Annotated in this window: 19 protein-coding genes and 1 pseudogene; 7 read left to right on the top strand and 13 right to left on the bottom strand. The window is 39.2% G+C overall.

The annotated features are described in order from the left end of the window. Positions 1-21 precede the first annotated feature (21 nt). The gene (locus tag FNZ24_RS09085) at positions 22-762 is read right to left on the bottom strand and encodes a fumarate reductase cytochrome b subunit (RefSeq protein WP_153914164.1); all 741 of its coding nucleotides are present in this window, start codon (positions 760-762) and stop codon (positions 22-24) included. 383 nt (positions 763-1,145) lie between these two features. On the opposite strand from FNZ24_RS09085, the gene prmA reads away from it, so the two are divergent. From prmA to FNZ24_RS21835, 4 genes are all read left to right on the top strand, one after another. Further along, complete coding sequence (prmA, locus tag FNZ24_RS09090; RefSeq protein WP_153914165.1) at positions 1,146-2,027, top strand: 50S ribosomal protein L11 methyltransferase; 882 nt, start codon at positions 1,146-1,148, stop codon at positions 2,025-2,027. A gap of 173 nt (positions 2,028-2,200) precedes the next feature. Further along, positions 2,201-3,169, top strand: a complete 969-nt coding sequence (gene dusB / locus FNZ24_RS09095; RefSeq protein WP_153914166.1) for a tRNA dihydrouridine synthase DusB — start codon at positions 2,201-2,203, stop codon at positions 3,167-3,169. An 18-nt stretch (positions 3,170-3,187) separates the two neighbouring features. Beyond that, the gene (fis, locus tag FNZ24_RS09100) at positions 3,188-3,496 is read left to right on the top strand and encodes a DNA-binding transcriptional regulator Fis (protein ID WP_055023591.1); all 309 of its coding nucleotides are present in this window, start codon (positions 3,188-3,190) and stop codon (positions 3,494-3,496) included. Between the two features lie 187 nt (positions 3,497-3,683). Continuing rightward, positions 3,684-3,806, top strand: coding sequence for a hypothetical protein (locus tag FNZ24_RS21835; RefSeq protein ID WP_267463728.1), 123 nt, complete (start codon positions 3,684-3,686; stop codon positions 3,804-3,806). Between the two features lie 306 nt (positions 3,807-4,112). Here FNZ24_RS21835 and tenpIN read toward each other — a convergent pair whose 3' ends face one another. Further along, positions 4,113-4,655, bottom strand: a complete 543-nt coding sequence (tenpIN, locus tag FNZ24_RS09105) for a type III toxin-antitoxin system TenpIN family toxin (RefSeq protein WP_153914167.1) — start codon at positions 4,653-4,655, stop codon at positions 4,113-4,115. Between the two features lie 699 nt (positions 4,656-5,354). After that, positions 5,355-5,945, bottom strand: coding sequence for a hypothetical protein (locus FNZ24_RS09110; RefSeq protein WP_153914168.1), 591 nt, complete (start codon positions 5,943-5,945; stop codon positions 5,355-5,357). Positions 5,946-7,145: 1,200 nt separating this feature from the next. On the opposite strand from FNZ24_RS09110, the gene FNZ24_RS09115 reads away from it, so the two are divergent. Continuing rightward, positions 7,146-7,715, top strand: coding sequence for a hypothetical protein (locus tag FNZ24_RS09115; protein ID WP_153914169.1), 570 nt, complete (start codon positions 7,146-7,148; stop codon positions 7,713-7,715). Between the two features lie 103 nt (positions 7,716-7,818). On the opposite strand, the gene FNZ24_RS09120 is transcribed toward FNZ24_RS09115, so the two are convergent. The 7 genes from FNZ24_RS09120 to FNZ24_RS09150 all read right to left on the bottom strand — a co-directional run bounded on the left by FNZ24_RS09120 (position 7,819) and on the right by FNZ24_RS09150 (position 14,191). After that, positions 7,819-9,144: a virulence-associated E family protein gene (locus FNZ24_RS09120; RefSeq protein ID WP_228768428.1), complete on the bottom strand. Its 1,326-nt coding sequence runs from the start codon at positions 9,142-9,144 to the stop codon at positions 7,819-7,821. After that, a complete protein-coding gene (locus FNZ24_RS09125; protein WP_153914170.1) occupies positions 9,141-10,154 on the bottom strand; it encodes a hypothetical protein in 1,014 nt (337 codons plus the stop codon). The genes FNZ24_RS09120 and FNZ24_RS09125 overlap by 4 nt, the downstream gene beginning before the upstream one ends. Positions 10,155-10,265: 111 nt before the next feature. Then, positions 10,266-10,451: a helix-turn-helix transcriptional regulator gene (locus FNZ24_RS09130; RefSeq protein WP_194945025.1), complete on the bottom strand. Its 186-nt coding sequence runs from the start codon at positions 10,449-10,451 to the stop codon at positions 10,266-10,268. Between the two features lie 169 nt (positions 10,452-10,620). Beyond that, entirely contained in the window at positions 10,621-11,184 is a 564-nt protein-coding gene (locus tag FNZ24_RS09135; protein ID WP_153914172.1) for a hypothetical protein, read from the bottom strand. Beyond that, the gene (locus FNZ24_RS09140) at positions 11,181-12,404 is read right to left on the bottom strand and encodes a tyrosine-type recombinase/integrase (RefSeq protein WP_153914173.1); all 1,224 of its coding nucleotides are present in this window, start codon (positions 12,402-12,404) and stop codon (positions 11,181-11,183) included. Before FNZ24_RS09140 ends, FNZ24_RS09135 begins: the two co-directional genes overlap by 4 nt. 321 nt (positions 12,405-12,725) lie before the next feature. Further along, on the bottom strand, positions 12,726-13,469 hold the full coding sequence (locus tag FNZ24_RS09145; protein WP_153914174.1) for a peptidase: 744 nt from the start codon (positions 13,467-13,469) through the stop codon (positions 12,726-12,728). Next, a complete protein-coding gene (locus FNZ24_RS09150; RefSeq protein WP_228768429.1) occupies positions 13,469-14,191 on the bottom strand; it encodes a PepSY domain-containing protein in 723 nt (240 codons plus the stop codon). Before FNZ24_RS09150 ends, FNZ24_RS09145 begins: the two co-directional genes overlap by 1 nt. A gap of 268 nt (positions 14,192-14,459) precedes the next feature. Here FNZ24_RS09150 and FNZ24_RS09155 point away from each other — a divergent pair, with 268 nt between their 5' ends. Continuing rightward, positions 14,460-15,599, top strand: coding sequence for a Kelch repeat-containing protein (locus FNZ24_RS09155; protein WP_153914175.1), 1,140 nt, complete (start codon positions 14,460-14,462; stop codon positions 15,597-15,599). Positions 15,600-15,681: 82 nt separating this feature from the next. After that, positions 15,682-16,227: pseudogene (locus FNZ24_RS09160) on the top strand (hemerythrin domain-containing protein); the annotation flags it as partial. Between the two features lie 144 nt (positions 16,228-16,371). Here the strand turns inward: FNZ24_RS09160 and FNZ24_RS09165 are convergent. From FNZ24_RS09165 to FNZ24_RS09175, 3 genes are all read right to left on the bottom strand, one after another. Further along, positions 16,372-17,082, bottom strand: coding sequence for an HAD-IA family hydrolase (locus FNZ24_RS09165; protein ID WP_153914177.1), 711 nt, complete (start codon positions 17,080-17,082; stop codon positions 16,372-16,374). Then, entirely contained in the window at positions 17,082-18,011 is a 930-nt protein-coding gene (gene xerC, locus FNZ24_RS09170; RefSeq protein ID WP_153914178.1) for a tyrosine recombinase XerC, read from the bottom strand. The genes FNZ24_RS09165 and xerC overlap by 1 nt, the downstream gene beginning before the upstream one ends. Before the next feature lie 71 nt (positions 18,012-18,082). Further along, positions 18,083-18,700, bottom strand: a complete 618-nt coding sequence (locus FNZ24_RS09175) for a DUF484 family protein (RefSeq protein WP_153914193.1) — start codon at positions 18,698-18,700, stop codon at positions 18,083-18,085. Positions 18,701-18,736: the final 36 nt, after the last annotated feature.

The raw sequence follows: 18,736 nt of genomic DNA on the forward strand, positions 1-18,736 counted from the left end.
TCATCTACAACTCGTTAGTCTTTAGCTCGGCACGAATGGAGTCACAGGTAACTCCAATGATTGACCGATAAAAATATAAGTAAGCAAGCTAGCAATACCAATAATCATCAAGTACACCACCATCACTTTGGCAAGCTTTAATGCCGCCATGCGTTTAGTCGTGATGCCCCATTTAATGGCTACGCGATACAAACCAAACATGGCATGAATGACCACTGCAGGGAGCAGCAATACATAAAGCATCCACACATCTTGGTGATAAACCCGCTCAGCGGATAAATGCGGTCCGATTTCAGGGTTGGTGATCATGTCAAATAAATGCACTGGCGCGAGGAAGAATAAAAGAAAGCCAGTGATAAGCTGCCAAAACCATATCTTAGTATCTTGGTGCGGCATAATTGTCATTTGGCTGCGCAGTGCTCGCCATTGTTGGATTTGGGCAGGGAATCGTCTTAATGCAAACAGAGCATGCACTAATACGACGATTAACATAAATGCCGAGACGAATTTAGTCGTTACAGGAAAACCTTGTCCATTGTCACTGAACATACTGCCTTCAAGAAAATGCGCCACATGATAAAAGGCATCTTTGCTGATCAAAATGCTCGATTCAAAATGCAAATGCATAATAATGAAAAAACCTAACAACAACCCGGTAGCACTTTGTAATTTATCGGCTCTGGCTGCCCAAATCGGGTTCAAATACCCTTTTGACGAGACGTCATGAATCTTTTGTGTTTGAGTTTGCGATGAAGCAGTCATAGTTTCCATGCCTGTTAATGACATATTTCTGGTAAATTTAGCTTATCAGCTATCCCTATTTCTCCTTGTCCATAAAAATTAAATCGTGATCAAGCTCACTTACCATTGATCGTCTTTTAGAACTTGATCACAATCACAAATTGTTCAAATTTAAGAACTCAAAATTTCGCTTATCTTTCATTAATTTATAGTGACATTCAAACAAGGGAGTGAGTTACACTGATTTCATCATGGATATTAATAGGTTAATCATTAACCAGTCGTTAAAAGTGCTAAAACAAGCCTTTCGAAGCAAATGTGCAATATTTCACTATCAAATGCTGCTGTTTTAGCCTTCAAGCAGGTACAATACGCGATTAAATTATTCTCATAGGAAAAACTCCATGCCTTGGATTCAACTTCGCATTAGCACTAACAGCGACCACGCCGACGCACTCGGTGACCTTTTAATGGAGCAAGGTTCTGTATCAATTACCTATGAAGATGGTAAAGACACCCCTATTTTTGAACCTAAGTTAGGTGAAACGCCGCTTTGGCAAGACACTATTGTCATTGCCTTATTTGACGCAGGTACTGACTTAAGTCCTACCGTGAGCTTTTTAGAAACTCTGCCTTATTTAGGTAAAGGCTTTAAGCATAAAATCGAGCAAATTGAAGACAAAGACTGGGTACGTGAATGGATGGACAGCTTCCACCCAATCAAGTTTGGTCAGCGCCTATGGATATGCCCTAGCTGGCGTGATATTCCAGAGCCTGATGCAGTCAACGTCATTCTTGACCCTGGTTTAGCATTTGGTACGGGGACTCACCCAACCACCGCACTCTGTTTAGAGTGGTTAGACGGTTTAGATTTATCAGACAAAGAAGTGATCGATTTTGGTTGTGGTTCAGGCATTTTAGCCATCGCCGCCCTTAAACTTGGCGCCAAAACCGTCACGGGTGTCGATATTGACTACCAAGCCATTGATGCATCAACAGCCAATGCCGAGCGAAATGGCGTTGCAGATAAACTGGCACTGTATTTACCAGAGAATCAACCTGAGAATCTGCAAGCTGATATTCTGGTAGCTAACATTCTTGCTGGCCCTTTACGCGAATTAGCACCACTGATTGCAGAAAAAGTTAAACCTGGCGGAAAATTAGCGCTGTCAGGGCTTTTACAAGAGCAAGCAGAAGAAATCTCACAGTTCTATAGCCAATGGTTCATCATGGATGAAGCGGCTCACAAAGACGACTGGAGCCGCTTGACAGGCACCCGTAAATAACGGTAAAGGCATTACACCCCCTATGGCAGCTAGATCTCTGTCAAAGGGGGCAATTACGACTCCCCAACTAAAAGTCAAGAAAAAAAGTTACATTTAGTTCATTTATTGACCTTTTCAGGAAGGCAAAAAAGGGCTAATATAGCGCCCCTTTGACGAGCAAGGTGATTAACTCAATGCAAATTGGCCCTTATCAACTGAGCAATCAGCTGATCGTGGCACCAATGGCAGGTGTCACCGATCGCGCTTTTAGAAACCTCTGTTTACGCTATGGCGCAGGTCTAGCGGTTTCAGAAATGCTTTCATCGAATCCTGAAGTTTGGGATACCGATAAAAGCCGCCAGCGCATGATGCATTCTGGTGAAGAAGGTATACGCTCAGTACAAATCGCAGGCGCAGATCCTGAATTAATGGCAAACGCAGCTCAGTTCAACGTTGAACAAGGTGCGCATATCATTGATATCAATATGGGTTGCCCTGCAAAAAAAGTGAATAAAAAGCTCGCAGGTTCGGCATTAATGCAAGATCCCCAGCTAGTGAAAGAGATTTTACAAGCTGTTGTTAGTGCAGTTGATGTCCCTGTGACACTGAAGATCCGCACAGGTTGGCAACCTGAACATCGTAACGGTGTTGAAATTGCCCACATTGCAGAAGATTGTGGTATCGCCTCTCTCGCCGTTCACGGTAGAACGAGACAATGCATGTATAAAGGCTTTGCCGAATACGACACCATTAAAGCAATAAAACAAAATGTCTCAATCCCTGTTGTTGCCAACGGAGATATCGACAGTCCAGAGAAAGCTAAGTTTGTCTTAGATTACACTGGCGCCGATGCTTTGATGGTAGGACGAGGAGCCCAAGGCAGACCGTGGATTTTTAGAGAAATCCACCACTACTTGGAAACAGGTAAAAAATTACCGCCAGTTGAGGCGAGCGAGCAACGAGAAATCATGCTCGAACACCTTAACAAATTGTACGAATTGTACGGCGAATACAAAGGTGTCCGATTTGCCCGAAAGCATATGGGATGGTACCTAAACCAAGAAGAACAGCGACAGTTCCGTGCTGACTTCAATAGGCTTGAAACCGCTGAACAGCAATATTCCTTAGTGGAATGTTACTTTGATGAATTAGTAAATTTTTAATATAAAGAGCAGAATAGAATGTTTGATCAGACAACTACTAACACAGAAGTTCACCAGCTAACCGTAGGTAAGATTGAAACCGCTAACGGTACTATCAAGCCACAACTATTACGTGACGCAGTTAAGCGTGCAGTAACAAACTTCTTCTCTCAGTTAGACGGTCAAGAAGCGTCTGAAGTTTATGAAATGGTTTTAAGTGAAGTTGAAGCACCACTACTAGACATCATCATGCAACACACTCGTGGTAACCAAACACGTGCTGCAAACATGTTAGGTATCAACCGTGGTACTTTACGTAAGAAATTAAAAAAATACGGCATGAACTAAGAAGTAATTCTTAATTTGTTGTATTAAAACGGGTTTCTCAGCAATGAGAAGCCCGTTTTTGTTATTTAAACCCACAAGTAAACCCTCAATAAGTAATATACTGGTTAGGGTGGACTTCACCGCAATTTATGCACCTGAGCCTGAAGATGAAATCATCAACTAATTATCTCGGACACATGAAACGACGATGAAAGATTTAAAAGATGCTAAAAACCAATTAAAAGATCTGCACTTAGAAATAACATTAACTAAAGAGGTACTGCCAATTGGTAGCTTTGTAGTGCCCAATAAATACAGGCCACTTGCTTAGAGGTGCCCCTAACTCGTTTTTGGACAATAGCGTGATAGAACTATTTCATTATCAAATTTCGAACTGATTATTAAGAATTACCTTGTTTGCATACCGATAATAGACGAAAGAGAGGCTAGAACAAGCAAAAGGATGCAAATGAGAGTTATTTGTAGTAACTAAGATTGTAGGACAAGCCTGCTGGATCATAGAGTAAGAAAGTGGGGAAAACAAAATCTGAACTGTTTGCTCAGAATTGAAAGAGACTTTTGTTAGGCAGGGAAGAGCATGGTGAGGTGAGGCTTTTATACCTCACCAAAAGAGAGACTATTCGTCATCAGGTTTAACGATTGTACGTTTCTTTTTTACCGTAATCTTAACTTCTTTTTTATGAGCATCTAACTCATCATGATAGTTTTGTAATGTGCTACGGTAAAATTGTTGTTTATATGGCAGAGCTTTCTGATGCGCACGAACATATGAGTCCACATACCTCTTAAACTGCTTTAGGATTTCATATTCATTATCGTTAATGGTTGTTTTTTGTTTATTATCCGACAAAGGATACTCATTACCGAAATCCGACTCTTTATCAGAGATAAGTAGCGCCTTTTGAAAGTCTAATCCTCGGTGGAACTTTTCACCATTCTCATCAGTCTGGACATCTGCTACAAAGGAAATAGGAGCGCCGCCAATTTTTTTAGGCTTACCCTTACTATCTACTTCTAGGTTCGAGCGCAAAGGAACCGCAAAGGTAAGGTCGTTATATGTAATCTCTGCTACTGAGTAGCCACGCCCTTTATCCTCTAGAACCTCTTGTAAATCTTTTGTCTTTTCTACAAAGTCATTGCTTAATTTGTTAAACTTCAAAACTATCTTCCTTTGGATACAAAAAACCCACCGATTAAGGTGGGTTTAATGAGAATAGATATTCATTCAAAAAGTACTTTTTTATTTTACGAGGAGGATACTTGCCACCTGCGAAACATTCAAAGGATACTTATTCGTTCATACGAGGAGCACATCCGACACCACGAGTATCTATTCTGTCGTAATCATAAATTAAAGGTTTACTAAAAGCAAGAATTTTAGTGAATTGTCGTTGGCTGTCCTGAGAAGTCGTCGCTCTCGTAGCACCAGTCTAAACCAAGCCTTGCCATACGCTGTGGAATGTTTATAGCGACACTTATCGCGGATTCTATTCAAGGCCTTAACTTTTCAACATATCCAATCAATAACAGAAACAATTGTAAGAAATTGACCTACTGCTGCTCATAAATATGATTAATGTTACCTCCTCGATTGGATACTTCAACAACGCAATTATAAGGTGTTATTGACACTTTTCACTAAAACACTTTGGGGCAAAACGTGCTAGCCCTCTAACCCGTTTCTGGACAGAAATAAGCTAGGTATTTGACTCTAGAACATGAGGTTTTGATTAGGAAAAGTATGCCAACTAGTTGTGTGGTAACGCCTCTTCAAAAGACTGTGAAATTATTGGCATAAATTAGCGTTGAAGGAGCAAAATCCAACAGCTTTTTATCCTTTTAAACAATTCGTTGGGCTTTAATTCTTACGCTCTAAACCAAATATCCACGTTCGTAAATCTTCTTTATCTTGTCTAATTTTAGCCAATGATTCATGAGCTTCAGTACCAATATTTAAGGAATACTCTTGCTTGCTCATAGGTTTCTTATCACGATTAAAATACTCTAATTCTAAAGTGTACCCCCCAGCAGGAAGAATTACATTTGACAAACCTTCTGAAGTTAAACCAAGCTCAATGAGTTTAATATGGTGCTGGGTTCCAGAATTGCCATGAATTAGAACAGGACTAGCTCTTTTCCCATCACACCACGGTTCATTTTTATGGCCATTATCTTCAGCAAAAGAGTACCAAAAAAGATCCCATGTTTGGTTTGTTGGTGATTTTAACTTAATTTTAAAATCAGAGATGGTCGCTGATTTATTACCTTCATTGGTAATAGTTATCGGGACATACATGGCAAAATTATTTTCCATGTAATACAAAACAACACGGTTATCAATGAATACATTGATATCTGCTTTGGTGTTATTTAATTTATAGCCTAAGATAGTTCCAGCGATTGAACCACCAACGCCAAGTAAACCCGCTAATATTGTTGAATCAATCATATAACTTCCTTATAAACATTAAACCATTCTTAAGGCCAACCTTTGTATAACTCATATGCGCGATTATCACCTCAGATAAGTCATTATCTTCCATTTTATTATCAAAAACTTACTGAATTTAATTTAGATAACTTTACAAGCAAAGTGTGAATGCGTGTTATCGTACCTCCCTTGCTTATCACCACCTAAAAAAAACTATCCTACTGTTTTATAGAACTTATTCAACATCTACACTCAAAAATCGTTCACTAATTTAACTATGGCACTACAAAAAATGGTAATAAGGAAAGATATAGCTCAGCGTAGTTTAGATTTTGATTACAAAGATTGCGATTAATAATCCTTGTAATGGATAAAAACCCAAATAGGTGTAGTTAACTACACCTAATTTAAATAAACTTAACTAGGTTTAATGCCATGAAAATATTATGCTCAATTTGTAACTCAGAAGTAGAAGGCAACTATCAAGAAGGTGATATTATTCATTGTGAGTCGTGCAATGAACAAATGAGCACACTACCAAATAAAAGTAATGCGAATGTTCTAAGAGTCAGTATCACAGAAATTAACATTCCATTTGGTTCATTAGTGCTTTTCATGCTTAAAGCATCTATAGCGGCTATCCCTGTCTATATAGTTATGTATCTACTATGGCTATTACTAAGTTCGTTTACTAGATAATCAAACCTAAGAAATTTTCTGAAAAAAATACTAGTCTCTCTCTATTTCTAGGGGAAAATACTTTTCATCACATTAGCTCAAAATAAAGGAATTCGCAGGTGATAATAGATATCATTAATATTTAATTAGTCCCCCCCCTATCTTTATTAGTGGTGAAAGTGGTGAATGTTAAAATAGCTCTTTCATCACCATCAAAGCCTTGCTGCATAAGGGGTTGAGTGTTTGTGATGAATGATGAAAGAGAAAACACCAACTTATGATATTGGCTAGCGGTTCTAGTAAGTTCAGGTTAGCTACCTATAACCTACTCTCTCCCAAGAGATAAAATAAAAGTTATAGTAAATCTCTTTCATCATTCACCACTTTAGCTTGAAACCATTACCCAGCAAGGGCTACAGCTTGGTGAATGTTATTTTTCATCATTAACCACATTCACCAGAACAGGTTAATAGTAGCTTGAATCAATAGATTTTAAGTGTGAAAGTAACACTATAATCATCGCTAACTCAGAGTTCTTGTATGAAATTATTTAAATTACCCCAACAAAACATAAGTACTGAAGAACTTCAGACTGCCTCTGAGGCTTATGGGCTTAACCAATCTGTTTTACTTAAGTATCAGCGTGATTTTGAATTACATGTTAATTCTGAGCGAATTACCAATTGCTTATCTGCTGTTATAGAGCCGTTCAAAGAGCTCATTCCCAACTCTTCCATTTGTGGCTTTGCTCCACTTGATGAAGATTGGGGTAGACTATTTCCAGCAACTTCCCCAATAAGCGTTAATACATCAACATGTGGTACTACTTACATTCTAATCAATCTCAATCTCTTTCCAAATATGACTATTAATGAGCAAATTCTTAGTCTTGCACACGAAAATGTACATTTACAACAGGTAGAAGATGGCCGATTGAAGATGGGGGTTAATTTTTTAGAGTGGGAAGGTGAGGATTGGTATAAGCGGTATGTTTCAGCTCAAACAAAGAACACTTTAGAAAATGATCAAACTTTATACAGAAAATTACCTTGGGAAGTTGAAGCATACGCTTTTGAAGATAACTTAAAGAAGCAACTTGATAAGACCTAGATCTATATACAATTTATAGAAGTGTCTACAGTTCTAGTGTCTTATCAGCTCATTACCACAGGTATAACTTGTACTAACTCATACCTGTGGACAGGCTAACTACTTAATCCTCAAGGGTAGCGAAGCCAGTATTCAAGTCAATTTGATAAAACGTCATTCTTGAACGCCCTTTTTTTCTATCAACTAAGCCATCTTCATGTAATTTTGCCAAAGCTTTGCCAACTTGCTTGGTGTGCGTAACATTCATCTTTTCATCATCGTCAACTAACTGACCAGCTGTTATCCACCCACCAGCTTTATTATCATTCTGAATGTAGCGTTCTAAAATGTACTGATACCAATTACCTTTATCATTGAAGCTATCATTCGCTAACTTGGCCTGTTCAAGAACGGAGTCTGGTAACATCCATCCATGCCCTTTTTCATACATCACTTTGACCTCAAGCCAAAACTGTTTTAATAGCTCAGGTTTTACTAAGGTAATCTTGCCTGTTCCGTCATAATGCCAACCTAGCAGCTCATTAAGTTCATCCATTTTAGCCGCATCTGTCATCTCTAGAACAACAAACCGACTTGAACCAGTGTCATCCTTTAGAAAATCAGAACCGTTTACACTAGCGATAAAATGAGTTTGCCTGCGCTTCTTTATATCACCTCTGGCATATGGTGGACGGACAGTATCAAGATCTTTAGAGATAAACGCCTTTAAACTGCCTTGGCTGTTTCTATTGGTACGTTCAAGCTCTCCAAGCTCTACAACCCAACTAAATATACATGACAAAACACTATCTTTAGAGTCGGGGTTCAGCTCAGCACCTTCTAAAAATGCTAATGCTGCCACTTTAGCAATACGCTCAATATATGCGGTTTTTCTGTATGACTGAGAACCTTGCAGTACAGGAACAAGTTTCGATTTAAAACTATCTTCATACAGAGAAGCGACACAACCCACCAGCCAATGAGATAGCGCTTTCTGTGATAAATCTCTATCCTTCACTGGTAAACAATCAATGACCTTCCTTACTCGCTCAATGCCATCCCAAGTACCACAATCAAGCCAGTTCTTAATTGGATGATATGGGTTATTTTCACATAATGCTTTCAAGTGATCGTCTATAGCTTTTGGCGGTAAACCAGTAATATTTGCGGCTGATACTAAATAGCTGTGTGTTTGGTCATAGGAATGGGCTATTGGATCACCACTAATATCATCTAAAATCTCTGGCTGATAGGTTAGTAAATTTAGCTTAAACTCAATACCCATGAAATCAGCTACCGCTTTCAGATTATTAGCGGTATTTTTAGGTTTAACCTCACCATTCGTAGTCATGCTTACATGCTCAAATTTAGGTCTCTTTTTTTCAGTTTCTTCTGGTAGTTCAAGCTTAACCACATTAGTAGGGGCTGGTATCGGATTTAGTGCGCTCATACAATCACCTCCGAAAACAATTTAGTCACTTGCTCATTTTGGTTAGCCGTAATCCATTCCCGTTTATTATGTTTATCAGCATCAGGAAAATACTTAGCAGCAAGATCTTTTAACGCCTCGTGTTGATCGCCACCGTAAGTGCGGATAACAATAAAATCGAACTTATCTAAGCAATAGCCATTGTTGCAAGGATCACTTTCATGGTGTGAGTAATAGCGTTTTTTGCCATCGGTATCACTAATCAATATATAGGCACCAGCCACTTTGCTAGTTGCTTCAGGCGGCAACCATGCTTTACCTTGCTGCTTATATCCATAGAAAGACAGTAATTCAGGCCATTCATATGCTTTGTTAACCAGCGAAATAATAGATATCTGATTCCCTAATAACTTTTCACTTTGCTTTTTCTTAGGACGATTTTTTTGAATACTAGCGTGCGCCTCCTGCTCAGCTTTAAAATTAGTTGCCAGCTTAAACAATTCATTATTAAAGGGTTCAAGTGGATCACCATCTTCGACCAAGTATTCATATCCTTCACATTGAAAAGGTAAGTACATAATCTGTTGCGGTCTACTAGCGCAATCATCAGCATTGAATATATAAGCTAGATAGGTTTCTAAGCATTGCCACTCATTGAGTGGTAAAGACTTGACTAACTCAATGTAAACTCGATAACGATTACCTTTCCCCTCCTGTTTATGACTCGCTGTTGTATGGATGATAAAACTATTAATACCAAGCAATAATAATGTACTTTCAATACCTGCAAGCTCTAAATCCGTATCATCTAAATCTAGTCTCAGCATGGTAAAGTTATTGTGATTCAGGGCTGTCTCTTTTGATTTATCTTTACCATCATGAGCAGCAATTACTGGGCTTTTACCCTTAGCCTCTTCTCTTGTTCTATCACCTTGTGCTGGTGGTGTTTCGATCAATGCCACAAGCTCAGGCCATGTTATATAAGTGAATCTTTGCGTCACTTTATGCGATTTTGCATTTAAAAATTTCATTTTTGCTATACTCTATAGAAGCAGGTGGATTGATCCGCCAAGAACAAATCCGCCAGCGATTCAAATTAAGCGCTCAGTAATTAATTTTGCTGGGCGTTTCCTATTTTAAATCTAATTATTTTCAACACTTTTAACCCTCAGCCATTCAGAGAATTCTTCCTGAGTCCAACCCACAGTTCTATTACCTAATCTTACGCCTTTAGGAAATTTGCCTTCTTTCACCCAATACCAGAGCGTTCTTCGATCTCGATTGATGAGTTCGCACATTTGTTTAATTGAAATTAGTTTATTTACCATTTTGATGTCATCCTTCATTTTGTCTTAGCTTGTCTTAATGAAGGTTATAAAAAAAAATCGTCGGATTGAATAAGAGCAATCCGAATAACAGAAATCAAAAATTGAGGCAGGAAGTGAAGTTTACGTAAGGCGGGTATTTCAATAGTGCTATAAGGTAGTATTGTAATAGTTATTCTTTATATTTGGAGAGATCGCCATGCTTGGCGAAATTTAAGATATCGTTTGTTGCATCTTCAAACCTAAAATACTTCTCATGAGTAGTGCTTTTAGCAAGATTTAACTCTTTACTTGCTTCTTTAATTGCAGCCGACTCACAAACTCCTTCACTATTCATAATCGTTTTTACATACTCCCAAACCTTTTCATCACTAATTGTTGGACGCTTGCCTCCACCAGCTAACGTGATATTAAAGCCTTCACTTAATGCTCTTTTTTTATCTGCTTTTGTTTCAGCTCGAGCCGTCTGGGCAAATGTTGTAGACAAATCAATTTGTAACAATTTTGGTAACTTACGGTTTTTGCTAACGAAGTAATAAATCAACATTAAATAATCATCAATTCCACTATCAATTGCCCTATCTCGATAGATATCGCTAAAAATAAGCATTTCTCCTGAGTTAATAGTCCCAATAGTTTCATCCCAACCACTACTTTCAACTAGTGCCTCAAACTCTGTCAAAAATTCGCATAGCCTTTCTGAATAAAATTCGCTTAACCTTTCTGAATTCTTCATACATGAATCCTAATCACATTTGATTTAGCATCACAATCATAAAGCCTACTTTGCCACAGCTCTAATGCAGCTCTTTTTTGCTCAAGATATTGTGAACGATTATAAATACCAGCAACACCTCCAATAGTGTGCCCCAGTAAGCTTTCAATAATATGTGGCTCAACCCCCATATCACTAAGATGTGTTGCTAATGACCGCCTTAAGTCATGCAAGTTCCACTTTTCATGATTGAGTTTTTTATGAATAGATCCGCCCATTGAAGATACTGTTGGAGGCTCCTTATATTCACCTAATAAATAAGAGCTTTCTGACTTTTTTGCTTCATTAATTAGATTAAAAATATACTCTCTTAACCCTACAGGTATTGGCCTAAGTACATCTTGGCCATTCTTACTGTGAGATTTAGGGCAAGTCCAGACCATAGAATCTAAATCCCACTCATCTACCTTACTCAATCTTATTTCTTGAGTTCTTGCACCAAACATTAATAACAACATCACTAATTGACGATAATACCAATTATGAGATTTATCATTACTCCATCTTAATAGCTCCCTTAACTCCATAAGACTCAATACTCGATCTTTCTTTCCCTGTTTTTCACCAACATCAGTAATTAATAAATCATCCAGTGCGTGTGTCGTGCAGTAATGACGTTTACGACAATAAATTAGTGCCTGCTTCGCATTCCCAAAAATATAGCCTGCTGCTACAGGTGCGGCTTTATGATGAATTCCTCGTTTTATGTCATCAAATACCTTAATCCAATGCCTTGTAGCTAACTCCTCAATAGGCAATCCACCTATATGTGGGTAAATATGTTTTTCAAACTGAGCTAAATGTTTATCTGCATTTGCTCGTTTTTGCCGAGCAAAATCATCTATCCAATAGTTAAGTGCTTCTTGTACTGTTACAGCTTCTTGGATAGCACATTTATTTAACTCAATTTCTACGCTTGGGTTTCGTCCTTCACTTAGCCAAGCTTTGCATTTGGCAGCTTTTAATCTCGCTTCAGCTAAGGATAACCCACCAGCCTTTCCTGTATATTCACCTATTGTTGCTGTTTGAGATTTAGCTTTGTACCGATAACGATATATAAAAGAGACTTTACCAGTACTCCTAACTAAAGCAGCTAATCCATCTCTATCAGCTATTTTTTTAGGTGTTTTTGAATCATGCCCTTTTAACAGTGATTTTAATTTACTGTCAGTCAATGCCATAGTATGTCTCACAAGTTAGGTGGCGATAGGTATAAACTTCTTTTGTGGGTTCAATCATACAACTAAACCCACATTCAAACCCACAAACTGGTTAATACATGGTAGGATACCATTAGATAAAACAAGACACAATTAGACCATAAAGCACTGAAAACTATAGGCTTGATAAGGCAAAAAAAGACAATTTAAGATAGCCAAAGAATTTATACAAGTTAATACGGCATGAACTAAGAAGTAATTCTTAATTTGTTGTATTAAAAAGGCTAATCAGAAATGATTAGCCTTTTTTGTTATTCATGTTTGAACTTGCTGCTCAACTTGCTACTTAAGCTTAAATCGATATCGCTTCATCACAAGGTTATCAATTACCCAATACACCCCAGATAAAGACAATAACAACATCAATAGTCCAAATACCCAGCTAAACGGATTATTGAAACTGCCTTGCTGTAGGTAATCCATAAAGTGCAGCTTAAACATCAAATCGGCTAAATCAGTGTGATCATTTTTATGGCCAACCAAACGACCATTGACACCATTAATGTAAATTCGGGTATTCAAATCATCATTAATGCTAACTTGCCACAATGGGTTACATTCTTTGGGCCATTCTTTAAAATCTGTAGATAATTGCCTGTGACTCTTTACCTCGCCTGCTCCAGTATAGCTTTGCAAAGCGATTGATTCAGCCAAATCTGCATCAATAAGGACTTCTTTGCCGCTATAAGCATCGACCAATACTTGCTGTTGGCAATCGTGTTGATATCGCTGTACTTGCTCATCGAGTAAATACACAGGCTGGTTATTAAGCACAATGGTACTAACCTGCTCCATCGGTTTAAAACGCTCAAGAATAGATGATAGTGGCTCTAGTTCATGACTGCTAAATGAAGTTAAATCGAGCGGCACTAAAGTGCGATAATAATGTGTGCCTTTCAGATCTTCACTTGGGGTGATATTGAAATAAATACCTGTTCCTAGCCAGATTAATAATTGAATGCCAACAATAGTCCCTAGCCAATAGTGACAAAATCTTAGCCAACGTTTTATATTTTGGGTTTTCATTAGCTATACCTCTTACGGCGCTGCCACAACAGAATGACACCAGAAAACACAGCAATAAAAGATCCAATAGCGGTATAGAACAGTAACGCATTATCGATGGCTTCACCGTCGTCATAATCCATGATGTGCCATTTCCAAAATAAATCGAACCAACGCCAGTATTCATGACGTTTTGTCACGACTGCGCCAGTTTGCGCACAAATGTATAAAGTCGATTTAGCCATGTCATCAAATACCAGCTGCCATACGGGTAAATATCTTGAAGCTAACTCTGGTGGCGCTTTCGAAGTGAGTAAAGTTACTGTTGTGATACTTGCAGAAGGCGAAATAGCACCTTGATGCTGGAAAGTGTGGGCTAATATCTTTGCTTGCTGCTCAGAAATAGTTTCCAATTGCTTACCTGATTGCGCACTAATTAATACTGATTCACCAGGCAAATTAACTTGGTATACAGCTTGCTGCAGCAGTGATTTTAGGGTGACTTTTTTAGCCTCAGGAAAATCTTGATAGACCTGTATTATCGGATAAGACACGGAAGATGCTGATACTTTATCGGTTTGCTCAACGACGATATGATCGCTACGAATAAAACCAATATCCATCAACACAAAGTAGCTCCCTGTAAAGCCCCAAATGACTATAGGGATGGCAAATAGCAACATCAACCAACGATGGACAAACTGAGCTGATGAGATTTTCTTAAGTGTTCTTTTCGGGTTCAAAGTAACCAGTGACCTATTATCTAGTTTTCATCATTATTTTATTAAAAAAATCAGCTAATTTGCGCATCAGCAAATGCTAACTTACCTCAATTACCTTTGATATCCCAGTGCCTAAACGATATTAAAGTCAGTGTCTAAACAATATTAAAATAAGTGCCTGAACGATATTAAAGTCAGCGCCTAGTCAAAGGCTCTATTCACGTTTGATTTACTGCTGAACAGACATATGTGTTTAAATGTGCACCATAAGAATTCAAAAGGATTGAGAATGAGTCGAATTAGCCAACTGAGCGCTGTTACTTTTTTTTCTGCAGCAAGCATGTTTGCTGCGCCAGCAAATGCAAGCTACCCCGCTTTACCTGAAGCCGTATCCAATAACGCGGTTGCTAAAGTAAGCACTGAGAAAGGTGATTACTTATTAAGTTTTACTGGACTGGCAGATGGAAAAGATTACCAAGCGGTGCATAACAAAGTATGGGGCGTTAACCTTTCTAAAGCTGACTCACAATGGCAACCTATGAAAGCTGTACCGTATGTTGCGCCATTAGCAGGTCGCTTGGCTTCTATCGCCATTGGACTTGAAGATAAAGCTTACGTTTTCGGCGGCTATACCGTGGCTAAAAACCATGAAGAAATCAGCACAGTCGATAACTATCGTTTTGATGTGATAACCAATCAATACCAACGTATAGCTGATATGCCTGTGGCTGTTGATGACACTGCAGCGAGTGTATATCAGCAGCGTTATATCTATTTGTTTGGCGGCTGGCATAACGATGGCAATGTTAACTTAGTCCAAGTCTATGACACGCAAACCGATAGCTGGGATCAAGCTAGCCCCATTCCTGCTCCTGCAGTATTTGGTCAAGCCGTTGCAATGAGTGATAATAAAATCGTCTTATGTGATGGGGTGAAAGTACAAGCCAATATTGGCAAACGCCGTAGCTATCAATCATCACCTGTGTGTTTATATGGTGAAGTTAATCCTCAAAATCATTTAAGGATCAGCTGGCAATTATTGCCTCACTATTCAGTGGCTAATACACAAAAAAATCAATCCGTATCTGAAGTAAACCCTGTCGCTCATTACCGTATGGCCGCAACTGGAATAAACCATAATAAGGGTGGGCAAGCTGTCTTTATAGGAGGTAGTAATAACCCATATAACTACAGTGGTATAGGTTATAACGGTGAACCTAGTGAGCCAAACAATCAACAATACACCTTTGACTTTACCAGTATGCAATGGCTTAAGCCGGTTCAGTTAACCACCCCGAGCATGGATCATCGAGGCTTGATTTGCCACCAAAACTCATTGTTACGAGTCGGTGGAATGCTGTCGGGCCAACAACTGAGCTCACAGATACTCTCGACGCCTTTGCAAGCTCAGCAATCTTGTACTCAGTAAGAGATATTTCAGCTGATGTTTTGTGATCGACTTAGCATTTAGCTATAGATTTAATTGCTCAAACAAAAGATGCATTTAAAATGTATGTATTAAATTAAATGCATCTTTTGGAGTCGTCATGTCATCAGCTAGTTTTGAGCAATTACAAGCCTTACCAATTCCAGCTTTGATCGATCACCTTGAAGCAACCCATCATCAATACGTTCGTGAAACCGCGCCACTGCTAGTTGAATACTCGCAAAAAATGGTGCAAGCCCACGGCGAAGATCATGCAGAAATTAAACCGTTAGCCATGCTAATCGGTGCATTAATCGCTGACTTGATGCCGCATTTAATGAAAGAAGAACAGATTTTATTTCCGGCGATGCGCCGCCTTGCTGCTGGTGAAGAAGTGAATGGCTGCTTTGGTCATATTGGAAATCCAATTAATGCCATGGAGCACGAGCATGATCATGCTGGCACAGTATTAAAGCAGTTGCGGGAATTAACCAATAACTATCAAATCCCTGAAGGCGTATGTAGCACTTGGCAAAAATGCTATGAAACCTTGGCTGAATTTGATGCGGATCTACAAGTCCATATTCATACAGAAAACGAATTACTGTTTCCTAAAGCACTCGCAATTTAATCCATACTGTTTTTGAAAACAGTATCACTATTTGATTCATCAAGTCCTCGGCTCTTGCTTCCCCCAGCAGAGCCTTTTTTATTGGTAAGCAATAGATATCCGAAGTCAGCTTGCTGAAAATATGCTCCAGCTACATATACTAATTTAAAGTAAGTGTCTTAGCTCTTGCAGCTGCTCAATTTCAAGATGCGGCAAAATATATTGCGCCCTACCAGCTTCATCAGCTTGAAGGTTAAGCCAAAGACTTTGACAACCTGCGTGTCTTGCTCCTAATACATCGCTTATAGAGTGATCGCCGATGTGGAGTAAATCTCGGTGTTCAATTTCAAGATGCTGGCAACTCAAGTCAAATAAGTCGCTGTAAGGTTTCATCCTTACTCCGTGACCCGGGTGAACCACAAACTCTAATACTTCACTTAATCCCACACGGTGCGAATCTACGTTACCGTTGGTAATACCAACAAGCGGATAGTGCTGCCCTAACTCTTTAAGTAGACCCAGTACTGTTTCATCAACGGTGAAATCGCTTCGGTGAAAACAAAAACATTCTAAGCCTTGTTGTGCCCCTTGGCTGGCTTCAATTTCAGTGTAATCCCATTGAATTAGCGCCTGACGTAGCACTTCGTAACGCGCCGCAGTAGTGTCATGAGCAAGTTCCTCGTGCACAGCAATGACCTTTGCCTTTAACTCACGCCATTGAGTGATCCCCCAGTTATCTGGGACGTTAAACTGTTCTTGCATAAACAAAGACAACGCAGATTCCGCCTTAATAATGTGCGGCGCGTTATGGTACAAAGTATCGTCGAGATCAAAACTGATGGCCTTAAAGGGCCGAAGTCGCAAATATTGTTTCATTATTTCCCCTTGGCTTTTTTCGCTCTAGGATGAGCGCCATCGTAGACTTTTGCCAAGTGCTGAAAATCGAGACTGGTATAGATTTGTGTGGTGGATAAATTCGCATGTCCCAATAACTCTTGCACGGCTCTTAAATCTGCACTTGATTCAAGCATATGCGTTGCAAAGGAATGTCGCAATTTATGCGGGTGAACTTTTGCAGATAAAGATTGCTCTTGACCCCATTTCTTCATACGTAATTGAATACTTCGGTGAGATAAACGCGTGCCCTTTTGACTAACAAATAACGCATCACCGGCCTCGGCTGTAGCTAAGTCAGCACGGCACTCACACCAATTATTTATTGCCTCTATGGCCATTTTACCAATGGGGACGACTCGTTGTTTACTGCCTTTACCCATGACTTTCACTTCGTTTTGGCTAAAGTCGATGTCATTAATGTCTAAGCTGGCAAGTTCGGCTAACCGTAATCCACTAGAGTAAAATAATTCCATTATCGCTTTATCACGTTTACTTAGCGGGTCATCAGCGTCGATGTCCAATAAGTGGGTAACAGCGTCTAAGTCCATGTTCTTTGGTAATGGTTTCGCTTGTTTTGGGGCATTAAGGGTTTTAGCAGGATTAACTTTAATGGCTTGCTCACGGACTAAAAATTCAAAAAACTGTTTCAGTGATGACAGGCATAACGACAATGAACGCGGGCTTAACCCTTTTCGGTGTAACTTGGCTAATACGGCTTGTAGCTGATCACGAGAGACATTGAGCCAACGCTCATTGTGGGGATCTAATGAGGCACCTTTAGGTAAATCGAAAATAATCTCAGCTGCTCGTTGTAGCTCATAACGATAATTTCGCACTGTATGTGCTGATAATTGCTTCTCAGAACTGAGATAGCGCTCAAAAGTAGCTAGCCAACTACGTTGTGCCATTTCTACCTCCCTTCCTTTAAGCGCTTATTGTTAATCAACACGGGGATGACTCTTTTTATCCAAGCTGCTAACTAAAACTTTGGCAGCATATGATCTAACAAGTCACGAATTTGCTGGAAAAAAAGATGATCCATACTTGGATGAAAATGGGCGGCATCTGCAGAAGCAACACCAAAAATCACTTGGCCATTTTCATCAGATAACTTAGTTAATGCAACTGAGCCAACTTCTGAACCAAATAGACGTTTTGATTCTGACTGAGTTAGACGGCCAAAGTAAAACCCTTGCTGAATGCGTTGTCGCCAAATTTTAGCCAGTTCACTATCTATATCGTGAACAGTAATAAGCCTCACATGCGTAAATCCGAATTGGCTTTTTAGCTTTTCAGATAAAACTTGTCTAAGTTGGCCTAAATCTTCGCACTTGAGGATCCTCATCGATAAATCACTATTAAAACGAAATATTTTTTCGTTCTCTGTGGCAATTTTCATCAAAGAAGTTATTTCTTCTTCCAGCTGAGAGACTCGGCCACGAAGCATTTCTTGGCTGCGCTCAACTAAGGATACTGAACCCCGCTCATGATGCGATAAACGCATAGCCACTAAAAGTTCAGGGTAGCGATTAAAAAACTCAGGATTGTCGAGCAAGTATTCACGGATCATGAGTTCATCTAGCGGAAGATCTTCCATCTCTAGATTTGTTCCTAATGAAGCAGCTGATTGTGC

It is taken from the genome of Shewanella sp. TC10 (assembly GCF_009663145.1).
Taxonomy (GTDB): domain Bacteria; phylum Pseudomonadota; class Gammaproteobacteria; order Enterobacterales; family Shewanellaceae; genus Shewanella.

What these genes read in the sequence shown, in the direction of transcription:
- FNZ24_RS09175 (WP_153914193.1), bottom strand. Translation starts at nt 18,700, where the DNA reads ATGGAAGATCTTCCGCTAGATGAACTCATGATCCGTGAATACTTGCTC.
- FNZ24_RS09120 (WP_228768428.1), bottom strand. Translation starts at nt 9,144, where the DNA reads ATGAGCGCACTAAATCCGATACCAGCCCCTACTAATGTGGTTAAGCTT.
- prmA (WP_153914165.1), top strand. Translation starts at nt 1,146, where the DNA reads ATGCCTTGGATTCAACTTCGCATTAGCACTAACAGCGACCACGCCGAC.
- FNZ24_RS09125 (WP_153914170.1), bottom strand. Translation starts at nt 10,154, where the DNA reads ATGAAATTTTTAAATGCAAAATCGCATAAAGTGACGCAAAGATTCACT.
- fis (WP_055023591.1), top strand. Translation starts at nt 3,188, where the DNA reads ATGTTTGATCAGACAACTACTAACACAGAAGTTCACCAGCTAACCGTA.
- FNZ24_RS09115 (WP_153914169.1), top strand. Translation starts at nt 7,146, where the DNA reads ATGAAATTATTTAAATTACCCCAACAAAACATAAGTACTGAAGAACTT.
- FNZ24_RS09135 (WP_153914172.1), bottom strand. Translation starts at nt 11,184, where the DNA reads ATGAAGAATTCAGAAAGGTTAAGCGAATTTTATTCAGAAAGGCTATGC.
- dusB (WP_153914166.1), top strand. Translation starts at nt 2,201, where the DNA reads ATGCAAATTGGCCCTTATCAACTGAGCAATCAGCTGATCGTGGCACCA.
- FNZ24_RS09145 (WP_153914174.1), bottom strand. Translation starts at nt 13,469, where the DNA reads ATGAAAACCCAAAATATAAAACGTTGGCTAAGATTTTGTCACTATTGG.
- FNZ24_RS21835 (WP_267463728.1), top strand. Translation starts at nt 3,684, where the DNA reads ATGAAAGATTTAAAAGATGCTAAAAACCAATTAAAAGATCTGCACTTA.
- FNZ24_RS09085 (WP_153914164.1), bottom strand. Translation starts at nt 762, where the DNA reads ATGACTGCTTCATCGCAAACTCAAACACAAAAGATTCATGACGTCTCG.
- FNZ24_RS09130 (WP_194945025.1), bottom strand. Translation starts at nt 10,451, where the DNA reads ATGGTAAATAAACTAATTTCAATTAAACAAATGTGCGAACTCATCAAT.
- FNZ24_RS09155 (WP_153914175.1), top strand. Translation starts at nt 14,460, where the DNA reads ATGAGTCGAATTAGCCAACTGAGCGCTGTTACTTTTTTTTCTGCAGCA.
- xerC (WP_153914178.1), bottom strand. Translation starts at nt 18,011, where the DNA reads ATGGCACAACGTAGTTGGCTAGCTACTTTTGAGCGCTATCTCAGTTCT.
- FNZ24_RS09110 (WP_153914168.1), bottom strand. Translation starts at nt 5,945, where the DNA reads ATGATTGATTCAACAATATTAGCGGGTTTACTTGGCGTTGGTGGTTCA.
- FNZ24_RS09165 (WP_153914177.1), bottom strand. Translation starts at nt 17,082, where the DNA reads ATGAAACAATATTTGCGACTTCGGCCCTTTAAGGCCATCAGTTTTGAT.
- FNZ24_RS09140 (WP_153914173.1), bottom strand. Translation starts at nt 12,404, where the DNA reads ATGGCATTGACTGACAGTAAATTAAAATCACTGTTAAAAGGGCATGAT.